The sequence below is a fragment of the Amaricoccus sp. W119 genome (assembly GCF_047275745.1).
Lineage (GTDB): Bacteria > Pseudomonadota > Alphaproteobacteria > Rhodobacterales > Rhodobacteraceae > Amaricoccus.
Genome location: NZ_JBKQWU010000001.1, coordinates 107935 through 123148, shown reverse-complemented (window position 1 = coordinate 123148; position 15214 = coordinate 107935). Strand labels below are relative to the sequence as shown.

The window sequence follows — 15214 nt, the reverse complement described above, 5'->3', positions numbered from 1 at the left end:
CGCATGGTCCCGCCTCGACAGGACGGAGGGCGACCATCATGGACGATCAGACCCGGATCGAGCTCGAGGCGGCGGCGTTCCGCGCCTTGCGCGATCACCTGCGCGCGCGCACCGACGCGCAGAACATCGACCTCATGAACCTCGCAGGCTTCTGCCGCAACTGCCTCAGCCGGTGGTACCAGGAAGCCGCGGCCGAGAAGGGCATCGAGATGTCCAAGGAGACCGCGCGCGAGATCTTCTACGGCATGCCCTATTCCGAATGGGTGGAACGCCACCAGACCGAGGCCAGCCCGGAAGCGAAGGCGAAGTTCCAGTCCGGGCATTCGTGAGTGCCATGCGCGCGCCCGACGCCCTGACCGCCTATGCGCGCGAGGCGCTGAGCCGGGGCGGGTCGCGTCCGGCGATCGCCTCGGCGTTGCGCGAGGCGGGCTGGAGCGAGGGTGAGATCGAGGCCGCGCTCCATGCATGGATCGACGCGCCCGGTCTGCCACCGGTGCCGCGGCCGCGCGCGGTCGTCTCGGCCCGCGACGCCTTCCGCCACGGGCTCATGTTCTTCGCGCTCGGCATGCTCGCCGTGAACCTCAACCTGCTCGTCTTCGGATTGATCGACCGCTGGCTGCCCGACCCGCTCGACCCCGATCTCGCCGATGGCGCCGCGCTCCGCTGGGCCATCGCGGGACTGGTCATCGCCTATCCGGTCTGGGCGCTTACGAGTCTCGGCCTCGCGCGCGACGCCGAACGCGATCCCGGCCAGCGGCGCGGCGCGGTCGGGCGCTGGCTGACCTGGGGGGCGCTGTTTCTCGCCGCCACCACGCTGCTCGGCAACGGCGTCGCGGTGATCGCGGGGTTCCTCGGCGGCGATCTGACGCCCACGTTCCTGCTGAAGGCGGCCTCGGTCGGCATCATCGCCGGGGCGATCTTCGCCTATTACGGCGCCGGGCGGCGGGAGGACGCGGAATGAGCCTCTCGGGACTGAACCGGGCGCGCGTCGCGGTGGCGGTCACCGGTATCGTCTGCGCCGCGGTGCTCGCCGCCTCGCTGTCCCTGATCGGCGGGCCCGGCTCGGGCCGGCGCGACCGCCGCGACGCGGACCGGCTCTCCGACATGCGCGAGATCGCCCGGGCGCTGATCTGTCAGGGCGACGCGGAGGCGAGCCCGGCGCAGCCCGCGGATCTCGCGGAGATCTCTCCGGCCTGCCTCTCGCCGGACGACGCGGCGGATCTGCGCGACCCTTCCTCCGGCGCGGCCTACGCGATCACCTGGAGCGACGCGCGCACGGCCCGGGTCTGCGGTGAACTGGAAGACCGGTCGCGTGCCTGGACCCGCGGCTGGCCGCCGTTCGACGCCAGCACCGGCTGCGTCACCGCCGCGTTGAGGTAAGCAGAGCCGCGACGGGCCGCGCCGGGATACGCGGCGTTGAGGCAAGCCGTGCCGGGGCCAACGTCCGCCCCGGTCTCCCGCGGGCCTGCTTGCCCCGGCCTCCGCGCGCGGAAGCCGGGTTCGCGTGCTCAGGCGTCGACCACCTTCGCCTCGTCCTTCGGGTCCCGGATCGGCTTCACCGTCTCGAGCTCCGCCTCGGGGGGGCTGTCCCCGACCCCGATGATGAGCGGCAGCATCGCCGATTGCGAGAGCGAGGCGTCCTCGGCATGCGCGGCCGGTTTCCAGGCCAGCGTGTCGAAGGCGCCGCAGTTCTCGCAGATCGGCATCCACTGCGAATGGACGTGGTTGCACTTCTCGCAGGTCCACTGCGGCCCGCGCGAGGCGGAGAGCGCCTTGGTGAGCCAGCCGCTCACCACCGCGTCCGGCGCGCCGGTTCCGCGCTCGACCGCTGCCATGATCGCGAGGCTCCGCGTCGTCGGGTCGGTCTCGGCGACCGTGCCCATGGCCTTGCGCGCCGCCGGGAAGTCCTCGTCCGCGAGGGCGAGCTCGGCCTTCAGCAGATGGCTTTCGACATCGTCCGGCTTGGCTGCGATCAGGGTATCGAACCGCTTCCTGCGGTGGGCCGGCGTCTCGGCCGGCTCGATGGCCGCGAAGGCGGCGGCGAGATCCGGATGCGGATTGGTGGCCCAGGCCGTGGTCAGCGCCTTCACGGCCTTGCGCTTCGAGCCGCGCTCGACATGGACCGCGGAGGCGAGGGCGGCGGCGGGGACGAGCGTCGGCGCGAGCTTGTTGGCCTGCAGCGCGGCCTCGCCGCCCCGGCCGGTGTCGCCCTTCGCGATCAGGGCGCGGGCATCGGCGAGCGACAGCACCGCGTCGCGCCGCACCGTGACGTCGCGGGGCAGGAGCTTCGCCTGGGTCGCCGCCGTCAGCGTCGCGCGCGCGCCCGACCAGTCCTCGCGCTGCGATTGCAGATCGAAGAGCTGGCGCAGGATGCTCGGGCTGTCGGGGCGGATCGCGAAGGCCTTCTTCGCGAGTTCGAGCGCCGTCGCGGTATCACCCGCCGCGAGCTCCTGACGCATCAGGCCCTCGACACCGGCGAAGCGGCTGCGCGGGTTGGCGAGCATCTCCTTGTAGTAGGTGCGCGCCTTCACCTTGTCGCCGCCAAGCTCGGCCGAGCGGGCGACCATGATCTGCGTCAGATCGGGCCGGGCAAGCAGCCTTTCGGCCTTGGCCGAGTACTTCATCGCGCCCTTCGCATCGTCGGAGGCGAGGGCGTTCATCGCATCGGTGAGCGCGTCGAGGCCGCGGCGCTGGCGGCTCCGGGCGAAATAGCGGCTGAGCGCGGTCTCGTCGCCGAGCAGGAAGCGCATGATGGCGACGAGGAGACCGATCAGCTTCATCAGGAGGAACGCCGCGAGCAGCACCACCGCGAGGGCGATCACGAAGCCGAGCGGCGAGAGCAGCACCTCGTAATTGCCGAAGGCGAAACGCACCTCGCCCGGCGTTTCGAGCAGGTAGCTCGCGCCATAGGCGAGGCAGACCGCGATGGCGACGAAGATGATGACCTTGAGAATGGACCAGAGCATTTTGGGGCGGCCTCGCGTCAGTTCGTGGCTGGGGTGGCGGACTGCAACTCGGTCAGCCCGGCATTGGCATCGACACGGAGCCTGGCCTGGGCGAGCCAGTCGCCCATCGCGGCCTGCGCCTCGCTCGGCAGCGCCTCGGATTCGGCGAGGGCGCCGGCGAGATCGTCGTCGCCGAGCCTGTCGCCCATCCGCGACACGATCGCATTGGGGCTGTTCCCCTCCTCGGGTGTCAGCGAGCGGGTGGCGAACTGCGACCGCACGAGGGCGAGGGCGCGATCGGCCATCCCGTCGCCCGCGGCGGCGACGATGCTCGCCCGGATCGCCGCGTGCGCGGCCTCCGGGAAACTGTCGCGGAGCGCGGGAAGCGAGGGAACGCCGCTCTCCGCCGCCGCTGTCAGGCCCGCCGGTATCGTGACATCGGGCATCCCGGCGAGGCGGCCGAGCGGTTCGGCGAAGGGCTGGCCGGCGGCGATCGCGGCGCCGACGGCCGCGACATCGGCCTGGCGCGCGGCGGTGTCGACCGCCTGATTCGCCTCCTCCTGAACCGTGGCGACCGTTTCCTGCGCCGTCTCGATCTGCCGCCGGGCTTCCGCGCCTACCTGATCGACGCGATCGCGGAGCCCGGCGACCTGGTCGGAGAGCGTGCCCATCTCGGCCCTGAGCCCGTCGAGTTCGCCCTGATAGACATCGAGGTCGGGCGAAGCCGCGACCCCGGCGCCGCTGGTCCCGAGCTGGTCCCTGAGCGCCGTCATCTCGGCCTGGGCGCCCTCGACCGCCGATTCGACGCGCGCGAGCCGTTCGGGCACCTCGGCGCCCGCGCCGATCTGGTCGCGGAGCGCGGTGATCTCGCCGTCGATGCGGCCCGTTTCGGTCGCCACGGCCGAGCTTACCTGATCCTCGGTCACGCCGGCCGGACGGTTCGCGAGCTCCGCCCGGAGGTCGGTCACGGCCTGTTCGAGCTCCGCCATCCGCGCCTCGGTCTCGGCGCCGGCGGGCCGGAGGAATTCCGCGATCGGCGCGGGGAGGTTGGGCGCGAGCCGGGGGCCGAACCAGAGTGCGAGGCCGGCGCCGATCAGAAGCAGCAGGAGCGCGGTCAGGAGGCGGCCGGCCCAGCTTCCCGAACGCGCGGGTGCGCGATCGTTTCGCGGGGGCGGGGCGGTGTACGCGGCCTCCCGCCTGGGCTCTGGCTCGGGCCTCGGTCGCGGCGCGGGGCGGGCGGCCACTGTCTCGGGCATCGGCTTCTCTCCGGTCCCTGCCGGTTCCAGGCCCGCATCCCGATCGGTATCCGGCCGGGCATCGACGCCGGTTGTCGTCTCCCTCGGCCCGCCGCTCTTCTCGCGCACGTCCGAGTCATCGACCGCTCCGAGAAGTTCGGCGTCTTCCGATGCCTCCCGGGCGGCTTCCTCGGGGGTCATCGGCGTGACCGGCCCGTCGGCATCCGCGAAAAGCGGACGGTCGGGCGCCCGCGGCTCGGGAGAGCTGGCGAAGGGCGAGCCGGACGGAGTCGGGTCGGCGGAAGGCGCGCCGCCGGAAAGGTCGCCGGAAACGTCGCCGGGACCTTCGCCGCGCGGTTCGGGGGGCGCACCCGCGTCTCCGAGCGGCGCGTTGTCGGCCGCGGCCTGCCTCTCGGCCTTCTCACTGTAGATCGAGTAGCCGCGCGGTGGTTCGCTGACCGGTTCGTCCCGAGGCCCTGCGCTGTCCTTCCCCGTCGAACCGGTCTTTCTGTTGGCCATGGCTCTCATTCCACCCTTGCTCGCTCCGACCCCGCCAGCCACGCCGGCGGGGGGTCCGCCGGGGATACTAGGCAAAGGCCATCCGGCCGACAAGCGGCCTACCCCTCGTTGGGTTCCGTGTCCGAGGTCTGTTTCGGGCCCCCGCGCCGGACCTCGGCGAGCGCCGCGATCATGCCCGCCCGGCTCGGCTCCGCCGCGATGATCCGGCGCGCGGGCGCGACGCCGGCGAAGGCGGCGTCCGCCGCCGGGCTGAGCGCGACCGAGGCGACGCCATCGAGCGACCATCCGCCCGATGCGACCTCGGCCGCGAGCGCCGCCGCCGAGCGGGGAGAAAAATGCGTGACCACGGCGATTTCGTGCGCGGCGAAGCCCGCCGCCGCCTCGGGCCCGAGCGGCCGCGTCGTCTGGGTGTAGATCTCCGCCGCCCGCGCCGGAATCCCGGCCGCCGTGAGCCGGCCCACGAGATCGCCCGCCGCGTGGCGGCCCCGGATATGGACGAGCGGCCCGTCCCCTTCGCGATGCTCCGCCCGGGCGAGAGCCGCGAGCGCCGTCACGTCGCCGTCGGCGCTCATGGCCCGCAGGCCCGCGGCGCGCGCCGCCGCCGCCGTCATCGCGCCGACGCAATAGGCCGGCAGGTCCGTCTTCACCCCCCGCGCGACGAATTGCTCGACGCCATTGGCCGAGGTGAACAGGAGCCCCGAGGCGCCGTCGAGATCGAGCGCGGCGTCGGTCGGCGCGATCCGGGTCATCGGCGCCGTCAGGATCTCGAACCGGCCGGGCAGCGCCGCCTCCAGCGCCCGGGCGAAGGCGGCGGACTGGCGCTCCGGGCGGGTCAGAAGCAGCACCATCCCTCGCCCCATTCCGCGCCTTCCCCGTTTCCACGACACCTTCGCGCGAACCATCCCGCGACAGGCACGCCGTTGCGTCGCCCCCGTCCGGAGTGGTACCCGCCGGGCAGGGCGCGCGCAACGCGGGGCGTCCGGGAGAGGTTAATGGACGCACGGATCATCCTCGGGCTCGAAAGCAGCTGCGACGACACGGCGGCGGCGGTGATTCGCGCCCGGCCGGGGGTGCCCGTGGCCGAGATCCTCGCAGCGCGCGTCGAGGGGCAGGACGCGCTGCACGCCGATTTCGGTGGCGTGGTGCCCGAGATCGCCGCCCGCGCCCATGCCGAGCGGCTCGACCTCGTGACCGAGGCGACGCTCGACGCCGCCGGGCTCAGCCTCGGCGATATCGACGCGATCGCGGTCACGGCCGGTCCGGGGCTGATCGGCGGGGTGCTGTCGGGGGTCATGTTCGCCAAGGGGCTGGCCGCGGCGACCGGGCTGCCGATCTATGGGGTCAACCATCTCGCGGGCCACGCCCTGACGCCGCGGCTGACCGATCCGGTGGAATTTCCCTATCTCGCGCTGCTGGTCTCGGGCGGGCATTGCCAGTTCCTGATCGTCGAGGGGCCGGGGAGTTTCACGCGGCTCGGTGGTACGATCGACGACGCGCCGGGCGAGGCCTTCGACAAGATCGCGAAACTGCTCGGCCTCGGCCAGCCGGGCGGGCCGCGGGTGGAGGCCGAGGCGCGCGCGGGAGATCCGGCAGCTTTCGCACTGCCGAGGCCGCTGCTCGACCGGCCGGGTTGCGATCTCTCCTTCTCCGGCCTCAAGACCGCCGCGCGGCGGGCGCGCGACAAGCTCGCGGAGGCGCGGGGCGGGATCACGCGGGCCGAGCGCGCCGATCTCTGCGCGAGTTTCCAGGCCGCGGTCGCGGAGACGCTGGCCGAGAAGACCCGCCGCGCCTGCGCCGAATTCCGCGAACGGCACGCCGTCGCGCGTCCGACGCTGGCGGTCGCGGGCGGGGTCGCGGCGAATGGCACGATCCGCGCGGCGCTCCGGGGCGTCGCGGAGGCCGAAGGGTTCGGCTGGGTCGCGCCGCCGCTGGCGCTCTGCACCGACAATGGCGCGATGATCGCCTGGGCGGCGGCGGAGGCGATGGCGCTGCGCGGCCCGGACGCGCTCGATCTCTCCGCGCGGCCGCGCTGGCCGCTCGATATGGATGCCGCGCCGATGCTCGGCTCGGGGCGCAAGGGAGCCAAGGCATGAGTCGGATCGCGGTTCTCGGCGCAGGCGCCTTCGGCATGGCGCTCGCCGCCGTTCACGGCTTCGAAGGTCGGCGGGTGACGCTCTGGGGCCGCGATCCGGCGCGGATGGCCGCGCTCGACGCGAACCGCGGCGATCCGGACCGGCTGCCGGGCGTGGTCCTGCCCGACGGGGTCGCCTGCACCGCCGATATCGGCCGCGTCGCCCATGCCCGGGTACTCCTGATCGTCGTTTCGGCCCAGAACACCGGCGCATTTCTCGCGGAACGCGGCGCGGATCTGCCGCCGGTCCCGCTCGTGCTCTGCGCCAAGGGGATCGACGCGGGCACGCTCCGGCTCCAGACCGAGATCGCCGCCGATACGCTGCCCGAGGCCAAGATCGCCGCGCGACTCGCGGCGCTGACGGGTCCGGGCTTCGCAGGCGAGATCGCGCGCAACCTGCCGAGCGCGCTGACGCTCGCCTGCGCCGATGCCGCGCTGGGCCAGTCGCTGCAGGCCCGGCTCGCGGCGCGGCGGCTGCGGCTCTATCTGACCGATGATGTCATCGGCGCGCAGATCGGCGGGGCGTTGAAGAACGTGATCGCGATCGCCTGCGGCATGGCCGAGGGCGCGGGGCTCGGCCATTCGGCGCGGGCGGCCCTGATGACGCGCGGCTTCGCCGAGATGACCCGGCTCGGCGTCGCGCTCGGCGCGCGGGCGGAGACGCTGGCGGGGCTCTCGGGCCTGGGAGACCTGTCGCTCACCTGCAATTCGACGCAGTCGCGGAACTTCGCGCTCGGCAAGGCGATGGGCGCGGGCGCGGCCCGGCCCGGCGGCACCGTCGAGGGCGTGGCGACGGCGCGGGCGGCCTGCACGCTGAGCGCTCGGCACGGCGTCGAGATGCCGATCGCCGCCGCCGTGGCCGATGTGCTCGAAGGCCGGCTCACGATCGACGGCGCGATGGACGCGCTCCTGTCCCGGCCGTTGCGCGACGAATGAAACCTTTGGAGGAATCAACCGATGCTCTATGCCCTGATCTGCGACGACAAGCCCGGCGGGCTCGAGATCCGCAAGGCGACGCGCGAGGCGCATCTCGCCTATATCGCGACCACCGGGGTCGTGACACAGGCCGGGCCGCTGCTGGACGCGGATGGCAACATGGCGGGTTCGCTGGTGATCCTCGACGTGCCCGACCTCGCCGCCGCCGAGGCCTGGGCCGCGAATGACCCCTATGCCGGCGCCGGGCTCTTCGCGCAGGTCGTGATCCGGCCGTGGAAGAAGGTGATCGGCTGATGCGCCACTGGCTCTTCAAATCGGAGGCCGAGACCTGGTCCTGGGAGGATCAGGTCGCCAGGGGCGCCGAGGGTCAGGAATGGGACGGGGTCCGCAACTATCAGGCGCGCAACAACATGCGCGAGATGAAGGTCGGCGACCTCGGCTTCTTCTACCATTCGCAGAATGCCAAGGCGATCGTCGGCGTCGTCGAGGTGATCGCCGAGGCGCATCACGACAGCTCGACCGAGGATGCGCGCTGGGAATGCGTCGATATTCGCGCGGTCGCGCCGATGCCGCGCGCCGTGACGCTCGACACCTGCAAGTCGGACGAACGGCTGAGCGAGATGGTGCTGGTCAACAACAGCCGCCTCTCGGTCCAGCCGGTGACCGAGGCCGAATGGGCGGTGATCTGCGAACTGGGCGGCTACGAGGGCTGAGCGCCGGGCGGCCGTTCAGGCCGCCGCCAGCCGCTCGCGCCCATGCGGCGCGGTCCAGTCGAGATCGGGGCCGACCGGAACGATGCCGGTCGGATTGATCGTCCCGTGGCTCACGTAATAATGCGTGGTGATATGGCCGAGATCGACCGTCTCGGCGATCCCCGGCATCTGGTAGAGTTCGCGCGCATAGGCCCAGAGGTTCGGATAGCTCGCGATCTGGCGCCGGTTGCACTTGAAATGCCCGTGATAGACCGCGTCGAAGCGGAAGAGCGTGGTGACGAGCCGCCAGTCGGCCTCGGTCAGCGCGTCGCCGAGCAGGTAGCGGCGCGTGGCGAGACGGTCCTCGAGCCAGTCGAGCGTCTCGAACACGATCCCCGCCGCCTCGGCATAGGCGGCTTGCGTGGTCGCGAACCCGGCGCGGTAGACGCCGTTGTTGACCCCGTCATAGACCCGCGCGTTGACCGAATCGATCTCGTCGCGGAGCGCGGGCGGCCGGAAATCCGCGCGGTCGCCGGTGATCCCGTCGAAGGCGGAATTGAGCATCCGGATGATCTCGGCGGATTCGTTCGAGACGATCGTGCCGCGCTGCCTGTCCCAGAGAATCGGCACGGTGACACGGCCCGAAGCCTCCGGATCGGCGGCGAGATAGACATCGCGCAGGAAGGCATGGCCGCCGAGACGGTCGCCGGTGGCGCCGGGGAAATCGGTCGCGAAGGTCCAGCCGTCCTCGCCCATCACCGGATGCACCACATCGACGCTGATATGCTCCGTGAGGCCCTTCAGCGCCCGGAAGATCAGCGTGCGATGCGCCCAGGGGCAGGCGAGCGAGACATAGAGGTGATAGCGCCCGCTCTCGGCGGCGAACCCGCCCGCGCCGCTCGGACCGGGCGCGCCGTCCGGCGTCACCCAGTTCCGCCAGGCCGTCGGCTGCCGCTCGAACCGCCCTCCGGTGGCGGCGGTGTCATACCACTGATCGACCCATTTTCCGTCCTGGAGCAGTCCCATCTCGCCACCTCCGGTCACCTCTCCTTCATCTAGGCTGGCGGCCGGGCGGGATAAGACGCGGCGCCGTGGCCGCATTGTTTCCCGGCTTCCGGTCTTCCGCCCCGGTTTATCGAGTCGCCGACCCCGGAGGCGGCGCTCCGCTCTGGTCGCGGCGGCGGATGATGCTAGGATCCGCGCTCCCGACAAGGCCGCGTCACGCGGCATTCGTCGAATTACGCTGGAGGACATGCATGACGACGGTGGACAAGGCTTCGCGGACCACGTCCGGGCGCGGGCGGCTCTACGACAGCATCGTCGATACGATCGGCGACACGCCCTGCGTGCGGCTGAACCGGATCGCTCCCGAGCATGTGACGATGTATGTGAAGGGGGAATTCTTCAACCCGGGCGCCTCGGTCAAGGACCGGCTCGCCGTCAGCATCATCGAGGAAGCCGAGCGGAGCGGCCAGCTCAGGCCGGGCCAGACCGTCGTCGAGGCGACGAGCGGCAATACCGGGATCGGCCTCGCGATGGTCTGCGCCGCCAAGGGCTATCCGCTGGTCGTGACCATGGTCGAGACCTTCTCGGTCGAACGGCGGCAGATGATGCGCTACTTCGGCGCCAAGGTGATCCTGACACCCAAGGCCCAGAAGGGCTTCGGCATGTACATGAAGGCGAAGGAACTCGCCGATGCCAACGGCTGGTTCTATGCCCGCCAGTTCGAGAACGAGGCCAACGCGCTCATCCACGAGAACACCACCGCGCGCGAGATCATCGGCGACTTCGCCGGCAGCCGGCTCGACTATTTCGTGACCGGCTACGGCACCGGCGGCACGGTGGCGGGCGTCTCGCGCGTGCTGCGCCGCGACCGGCCGGATACGAAGATCATCCTCTCGGAACCCGCCAACGCCGCGCTGGTGAGTTCCGGCACGCCGCAGGAGCGGGGCGAGGATGGCGGCCCGGCGGTGAGCCACCCCGCCTTCGAGCCGCATCCTATCCAGGGCTGGACGCCGGATTTCATCCCCCTCGTCCTGCAGGAGGCGATCGACAACAAGGGCTACGACGATCTGATCCCGGTGCCGGGGCCGGAGGGGATCGCGGTCGCGCGGCGTCTCGCGGCCGAGGAGGGGATCTGCACCGGAGTCTCTGGCGGCTCCACCGTCGCCGTGGCATTGCAGGTCGCGCAATCGGCGGCGCCGGGCTCGGTCATCCTCGCGATGCTGCCCGATACCGGAGAGCGCTATCTCTCGACGCCGCTCTTCGAGCCGTTCGGGGCGGACATGAACACCGAGGAACTGGCGGTCTCCGCCTCGACGCCGGGGTATCAGCTGGGGTGACCGTCGCGGGGTCGGGTGGGCGCATCGCCCACCCTGCGCCGGCTTGACGGGCGCGGCGGGCGAATCGCCCGCCCTACGCCGGGCTGACCGCGACGTTGTCGATGAGGCGGACGCCGCCGAGCCAGGCGGCGGCGAGAAGGCGCGCCGGGGCGGTGGCCTCGGTCATGCGCGCGAGGTCGTCGGCGCGGCGCAGTTCCAGATACTCGACCCCGGAATAGCCCGCGGTGAGGATCGCGGCGCGGGCTTCGGCGATGGCGCCCTCGACCGGGCCGCCGGCCTCGATCGCGTCGCGCGCCGCATGGAGCGCGGCCGCGAGCGCGGGCGCGGCCGCGCGATCCTCGGGCGCGAGCCGGACGTTGCGCGAGGAGAGCGCCAGACCGTCCGCCTCGCGCACCGTCGGCACGCCGACGATCTCGCAAGGGATGTCGAGGTCGCGTGCGAGCCGGGTGATGATCGCGAGCTGCTGGAAATCCTTCTCGCCGAAGAAGCCGAGATCGGCGGAGGTCTGGTTCAGGAGCTTGGTCACCACGGTCGCCACGCCGTCGAAATGGCCGGGCCGGAACGCTCCGCAGAGCCCCTGGTCGAGCCCGTTCACGCGGACGAGCGTGGCGAACCCTTCCGGGTACATCTCGTCGCCACCGGGCGCGAAGAGCACATCGGCGCCGAGCGGCGCGAGCTTCGCCGCGTCGGCTTCCTCGGTCCGGGGATAGGCGGCGAGATCCTCGGGGCTGTTGAACTGTTTCGGATTGACGAAGAGCGTCACGATCACCCGGTCGGCCCGGGCGAGCGCGGCGCGCACCAGCGTCAGATGCCCCTCGTGCAGCGCGCCCATGGTCGGGACGACCGCGATCCGGGCGCCCTCGCGGTGCCATTTCCCGGTCAGCGCGCGCAATTCGGCGACATGGCGGACGATCGGCGTCGTCGTCAGGGTGCTCTCCATCGGCTTCGGCTCCTCGAAGGACCGGGCGGGATGCCGGCTATTCCGGATAGACGTGCTCCTCGGCGGGGAAGGCACGGGCGCGCACCTCCTCGGCATAGGCGGCGACCGCGGCGTCGACCGTGCCGCCGAGCTCGGCATAGCGCCGTACGAAGGACGGTTTGAAATCCTCGAACAAGCCAAGCATGTCGTCGAGCACCAGAACCTGCCCGTCGCAGGCGGCGGAGGCGCCGATGCCGATCGTCGGGATCGTGATTTCCCCGGTGATCCGGCGTCCGAGCGGTTCTGAGACCTTTTCGAGCACGACCGAGAAGGCCCCGGCCTCGGCCACCGCCTTCGCATCGGCGAGCACGCGCTCCGCGTCGGCGCCCCGGCCCTGCACCTTGTAGCCGCCGACGACATTGACCGATTGCGGCAGCAGGCCGACATGCGCCATCACCGGGATGCCGCGCCTGGTCAGGAAGGCGATGGTCTCGGCCATCGAGACGCCGCCTTCGAGCTTCACCGCGCCGCAGCCGGTCTCGGTCATGATCCGGGCGGCGTTGCGGAACGCCTGCTCCGGGCTTTCCTCATAGCTGCCAAAGGGCATGTCGATCACGAGGAGCGCCTTCTGGCAGCCGCGCCGGACCGCCTGGCCATGCAGGATCATCATCTCGAGCGTGACGCCGAGCGTCGAGGGCAGGCCGTGCACCACCATCCCGAGGCTGTCGCCGACGAGGATGATATCCGCGTGCCGGTCCACGATCCGCGCCATCGGCGTCGTATAGGCGGTGAGCGTGACGAGCGGCTCGGCCCCCTTGCGCGCGCGGACATCCACCGGCGTGATGGCCTTCTTCCTGGCAGAGACGCTCATCGGACCTCCCCCCGTCCTTTGTGCCCGCGCCAGCACTTGTTGGTCCCGGGGGCGGTTGTCAAGCCGCGGGTGCGACTCGGTGCGGCCGATGGGCCATTGATCGGCGCGATCGGCAGGGTAGGCTGCGGGTCGCGGCGGCGGTGCGAGACCGGCCGCTCGAGGGAGGCCCGAGGGAGGCCAGAGGGAGGGATGCATGCTCTATCATCTTGAATTCACCGTGGGATACGGCGCGGACATGTCGCAGCAGGATCTGTTCCGGATCTGGGCCGACGAGGCCAAGGTCGCGCTCGGCGCGAAGGAGTCGGGCGCCGTGGTCGATCTCTGGAAGGTCGCGGGCGAGCGGCGGGTGATCGCGATCCTCGACCTGCCGGGGCCCGACGTGCTCGACCAGATCTCTCTCGACCTGCCGATCATGCGGGAGATGGGCCAGCATGTGTCGATCAAGGTCTCCGCGCTTCGCCGCTACGAGGATTTCGCCGCCGATGTCGCATCGCGGCTGAAGTCCTGAGAGCCTTCGGACCTGGCCGGGGGCGGGGGGAACGCTTGGCGCAAGCCGCGGGAAACCTACGCCGCCCGTCCCCGACCGCCCCGCGCGGGCACCGAGTCAGGCCGCCGGCTCCCCCTGGGCCGCGAGGATGCGCGGGAGGTTCGTCTCGATCCAGTCGGCGAGCGCCGCGACCCGCGCCGCCGCCTCTTCCCCGAGCGGGGTCAGGCTGTATTCCACATGCGGCGGCACCACGGGATAGGAGCGGCGCGCGACGAGGCCGTCGTCCTCCAGCCAGCGCAGGGTCTGCGCCAGCATCCGCTCGCTGACCCCGCCCACGCGCCGGCGCAACTCCGAGAACCGCAGCGTACCGTCGCGCAGCACCATGAGGGTTAGCACGCCCCATCGGCTGGTGACATGCTTGAGCGCTTCGCGCGACGGGCAGGCGGGATCGAGCAGATCGCCCCGGCGCAGCTGAGCTGAGAGCGATGCGCCGCCATTATCGCCCATGGAGAAGCAGTCCCTTTCCATACTTACATTCCTGTGCGTACTTACTTTTGATAAGTTAGCTGTCTAGCTTCCCTTCCGCAACCCATGGGAAGGAGATCCACCATGTTCGCGATCACCGGAGCCACTGGCCAGCTTGGCCGGCTGGCGCTCGAAAACCTGCTGGACGAGGTTCCGGCCAATGAGATCGTCGCGCTTGTCCGCGACCCCGCCAGAGCCGCCGATTTCGCCGGGCGCGGTGTCGCCGTGCGCGTCGCCGACTACGACCGCCCCGAGACGCTCGTACCCGCGCTCGCGGGCGTGACCAGACTGCTGTTCATCTCGGCGAACGAGGTTGGCCGGCGCGCGCCTCAGCATCTCGCGCTGATCAGCGCCGCCAGGGAGGCGGGCGTGCGGTTCATCGCCTATACGAGCCTGCTCCGCGCCGACACGAGCCCGATGGACCTCGCCGTCGAGCACCGCGCGACCGAGGTGGCGCTGGCCGAATCGGGTATCCCCCACGCGCTGCTCCGGAACGGCTGGTATACCGAGAACTACGCGGCGGGCATCGCGCCGGCTCTCCAGCATGGCGCTCTTGTCGGCTCGGCCGGCGAGGGCCGTATCGCTTCCGCCGCCCGCGCCGATTACGCGGCCGCCGGCATCGCTGTGCTGACTTCCGACGAGGATCAGGCCGGCAAGGTCTACGAACTCGCGGGCGACGAGTCCTACACGCTGGCGGAATTCGCGGCGGAGATCGCACGCCAGTCCGGCCGGCCGGTCGTCTACACCGATCTGCCCGAGGCCGACCATGCCAAAGCACTCGAAGGCGCCGGCCTGCCCGCCGCGCTGGCCGCCCTTCTCGCCGAGAGCGATGCCAAGGCGGCGGGTGGCGCGCTCTTCGACGCGTCGCACACGTTGAGCGCGCTGATCGGCCGGCCGGCCACGCCTTACGCGGAGACGATCGCCGCGACCCTCGCGGAGCTTGCGGCGCCGGTCGTCTGAGGCTTGGCCGGGCATCCGCCCGGTGCTAACCCGGTCCCGGACGACACCGAATGAGGGCCACATGCTCAGGATCCGTGACGAGAGACCGGCGGATGCCGCGGACATCGCGGCGGTGACGAAGGCCGCCTTCGCGGGCACGCCCTACAGCCGCGGCACCGAGCCCGCGATCGTCGCGGCGTTGCGCGCGGCGGGGGCGCTCCCCGTGTCGTTGGTCGCGGAGGAGGGCGGCGAGATCCTCGGGCATGTCGCCTTCTCGCCGCTTTCGATCGAAGGCGCCGGCCCCGGCTGGTTCGGGATCGGGCCGCTCTCGGTCCGGCCCGACCGCCAGCGCGCGGGCATCGGCTCGGCGCTGGTCGAGGCGGGCCTTGGCCGGATTCGGGACGCGGGCGCGGTGGGTTGCGTCCTCGTCGGCGAGATCGCGTATTACGGCCGCTTCGGCTTCGCCCGCCGCGAGGGGCTGACCTACTCCGACGTGCCGGAGGAGTATGTGCTCGGGCTGGCCTTCGACGGCGAGGTTCCGGCGGGCGAGGCGGTGTTTCACCCGGGCTTCGCGGCTGAGGCGGAGGGGGTGGCGGAGTGAAGTCCGCCGCATGGCCGGAATCGCCGCGAGGCGGGCATTCGTTCGCCTTGCCCGCCCGCGTTTGACCGCCCG

At 71.6% G+C, this 15214-nt stretch carries 18 protein-coding genes; 11 read left to right on the top strand and 7 right to left on the bottom strand.

Going from position 1 to position 15214, the window contains the following annotated elements; translation table 11 throughout:
- The first annotated feature begins 38 nt into the window (after positions 1-38).
- The 3 genes from ACLJK8_RS00575 to ACLJK8_RS00565 are packed head-to-tail and all read left to right on the top strand — an operon-like array spanning position 39 to position 1380.
- On the top strand, positions 39-329 hold the full coding sequence (locus tag ACLJK8_RS00575; protein WP_413148007.1) for a DUF1244 domain-containing protein: 291 nt from the start codon (positions 39-41) through the stop codon (positions 327-329).
- 5 nt (positions 330-334) lie between these two features.
- Positions 335-961, top strand: a complete 627-nt coding sequence (locus tag ACLJK8_RS00570; RefSeq protein ID WP_413148006.1) for a DUF5671 domain-containing protein — start codon at positions 335-337, stop codon at positions 959-961.
- Positions 958-1380: a hypothetical protein gene (locus ACLJK8_RS00565; RefSeq protein ID WP_413148005.1), complete on the top strand. Its 423-nt coding sequence runs from the start codon at positions 958-960 to the stop codon at positions 1378-1380. The genes ACLJK8_RS00570 and ACLJK8_RS00565 overlap by 4 nt, the downstream gene beginning before the upstream one ends.
- A gap of 128 nt (positions 1381-1508) precedes the next feature.
- Here ACLJK8_RS00565 and ACLJK8_RS00560 read toward each other — a convergent pair whose 3' ends face one another.
- The 3 genes from ACLJK8_RS00560 to ACLJK8_RS00550 all read right to left on the bottom strand — a co-directional run bounded on the left by ACLJK8_RS00560 (position 1509) and on the right by ACLJK8_RS00550 (position 5559).
- Positions 1509-2966, bottom strand: coding sequence for a heme biosynthesis protein HemY (locus ACLJK8_RS00560; protein WP_413148004.1), 1458 nt, complete (start codon positions 2964-2966; stop codon positions 1509-1511).
- 17 nt (positions 2967-2983) lie between these two features.
- Positions 2984-4699 (bottom strand): mitofilin family membrane protein, encoded by a 1716-nt coding sequence (locus tag ACLJK8_RS00555; protein WP_413148003.1) that lies wholly within the window; start codon positions 4697-4699, stop codon positions 2984-2986.
- A gap of 98 nt (positions 4700-4797) precedes the next feature.
- Positions 4798-5559, bottom strand: a complete 762-nt coding sequence (locus tag ACLJK8_RS00550; protein WP_413148002.1) for a uroporphyrinogen-III synthase — start codon at positions 5557-5559, stop codon at positions 4798-4800.
- Between the two features lie 132 nt (positions 5560-5691).
- On the opposite strand from ACLJK8_RS00550, the gene tsaD reads away from it, so the two are divergent.
- From tsaD to ACLJK8_RS00530, 4 genes are read left to right on the top strand one after another with little or no spacing between them, the layout of a single operon-like run.
- Positions 5692-6792, top strand: coding sequence for a tRNA (adenosine(37)-N6)-threonylcarbamoyltransferase complex transferase subunit TsaD (gene tsaD / locus ACLJK8_RS00545; protein ID WP_413148001.1), 1101 nt, complete (start codon positions 5692-5694; stop codon positions 6790-6792).
- Entirely contained in the window at positions 6789-7766 is a 978-nt protein-coding gene (locus ACLJK8_RS00540; RefSeq protein WP_413148000.1) for an NAD(P)H-dependent glycerol-3-phosphate dehydrogenase, read from the top strand. Before tsaD ends, ACLJK8_RS00540 begins: the two co-directional genes overlap by 4 nt.
- Before the next feature lie 21 nt (positions 7767-7787).
- Positions 7788-8060, top strand: a complete 273-nt coding sequence (locus tag ACLJK8_RS00535) for a YciI family protein (protein ID WP_413147999.1) — start codon at positions 7788-7790, stop codon at positions 8058-8060.
- Positions 8060-8479, top strand: a complete 420-nt coding sequence (locus tag ACLJK8_RS00530) for an EVE domain-containing protein (RefSeq protein WP_413148253.1) — start codon at positions 8060-8062, stop codon at positions 8477-8479. Before ACLJK8_RS00535 ends, ACLJK8_RS00530 begins: the two co-directional genes overlap by 1 nt.
- 15 nt (positions 8480-8494) lie before the next feature.
- On the opposite strand, the gene ACLJK8_RS00525 is transcribed toward ACLJK8_RS00530, so the two are convergent.
- Positions 8495-9484, bottom strand: a complete 990-nt coding sequence (locus ACLJK8_RS00525) for a glutathione S-transferase family protein (protein WP_413147998.1) — start codon at positions 9482-9484, stop codon at positions 8495-8497.
- Between the two features lie 230 nt (positions 9485-9714).
- Between ACLJK8_RS00525 and cysK the strand changes: the two genes are divergently transcribed.
- Positions 9715-10800: a cysteine synthase A gene (cysK, locus tag ACLJK8_RS00520; RefSeq protein WP_413147997.1), complete on the top strand. Its 1086-nt coding sequence runs from the start codon at positions 9715-9717 to the stop codon at positions 10798-10800.
- Positions 10801-10873: 73 nt separating this feature from the next.
- On the opposite strand, the gene panC is transcribed toward cysK, so the two are convergent.
- Together panC and panB are read right to left on the bottom strand one after the other, a co-directional pair.
- On the bottom strand, positions 10874-11740 hold the full coding sequence (gene panC, locus ACLJK8_RS00515) for a pantoate--beta-alanine ligase (RefSeq protein WP_413147996.1): 867 nt from the start codon (positions 11738-11740) through the stop codon (positions 10874-10876).
- Positions 11741-11777: 37 nt separating this feature from the next.
- The gene (gene panB, locus ACLJK8_RS00510) at positions 11778-12590 is read right to left on the bottom strand and encodes a 3-methyl-2-oxobutanoate hydroxymethyltransferase (RefSeq protein WP_413147995.1); all 813 of its coding nucleotides are present in this window, start codon (positions 12588-12590) and stop codon (positions 11778-11780) included.
- A gap of 193 nt (positions 12591-12783) precedes the next feature.
- Between panB and ACLJK8_RS00505 the strand changes: the two genes are divergently transcribed.
- Positions 12784-13098 (top strand): muconolactone Delta-isomerase, encoded by a 315-nt coding sequence (locus ACLJK8_RS00505; protein ID WP_413147994.1) that lies wholly within the window; start codon positions 12784-12786, stop codon positions 13096-13098.
- 96 nt (positions 13099-13194) lie between these two features.
- On the opposite strand, the gene ACLJK8_RS00500 is transcribed toward ACLJK8_RS00505, so the two are convergent.
- The gene (locus ACLJK8_RS00500; RefSeq protein ID WP_413147993.1) at positions 13195-13584 is read right to left on the bottom strand and encodes a winged helix-turn-helix transcriptional regulator; all 390 of its coding nucleotides are present in this window, start codon (positions 13582-13584) and stop codon (positions 13195-13197) included.
- Positions 13585-13686: 102 nt separating this feature from the next.
- Between ACLJK8_RS00500 and ACLJK8_RS00495 the strand changes: the two genes are divergently transcribed.
- Together ACLJK8_RS00495 and ACLJK8_RS00490 are read left to right on the top strand one after the other, a co-directional pair.
- Positions 13687-14562, top strand: coding sequence for an SDR family oxidoreductase (locus ACLJK8_RS00495; protein WP_413147992.1), 876 nt, complete (start codon positions 13687-13689; stop codon positions 14560-14562).
- 61 nt (positions 14563-14623) lie between these two features.
- A complete protein-coding gene (locus ACLJK8_RS00490) occupies positions 14624-15142 on the top strand; it encodes a GNAT family N-acetyltransferase (protein ID WP_413147991.1) in 519 nt (172 codons plus the stop codon).
- Positions 15143-15214 lie beyond the last annotated feature (72 nt).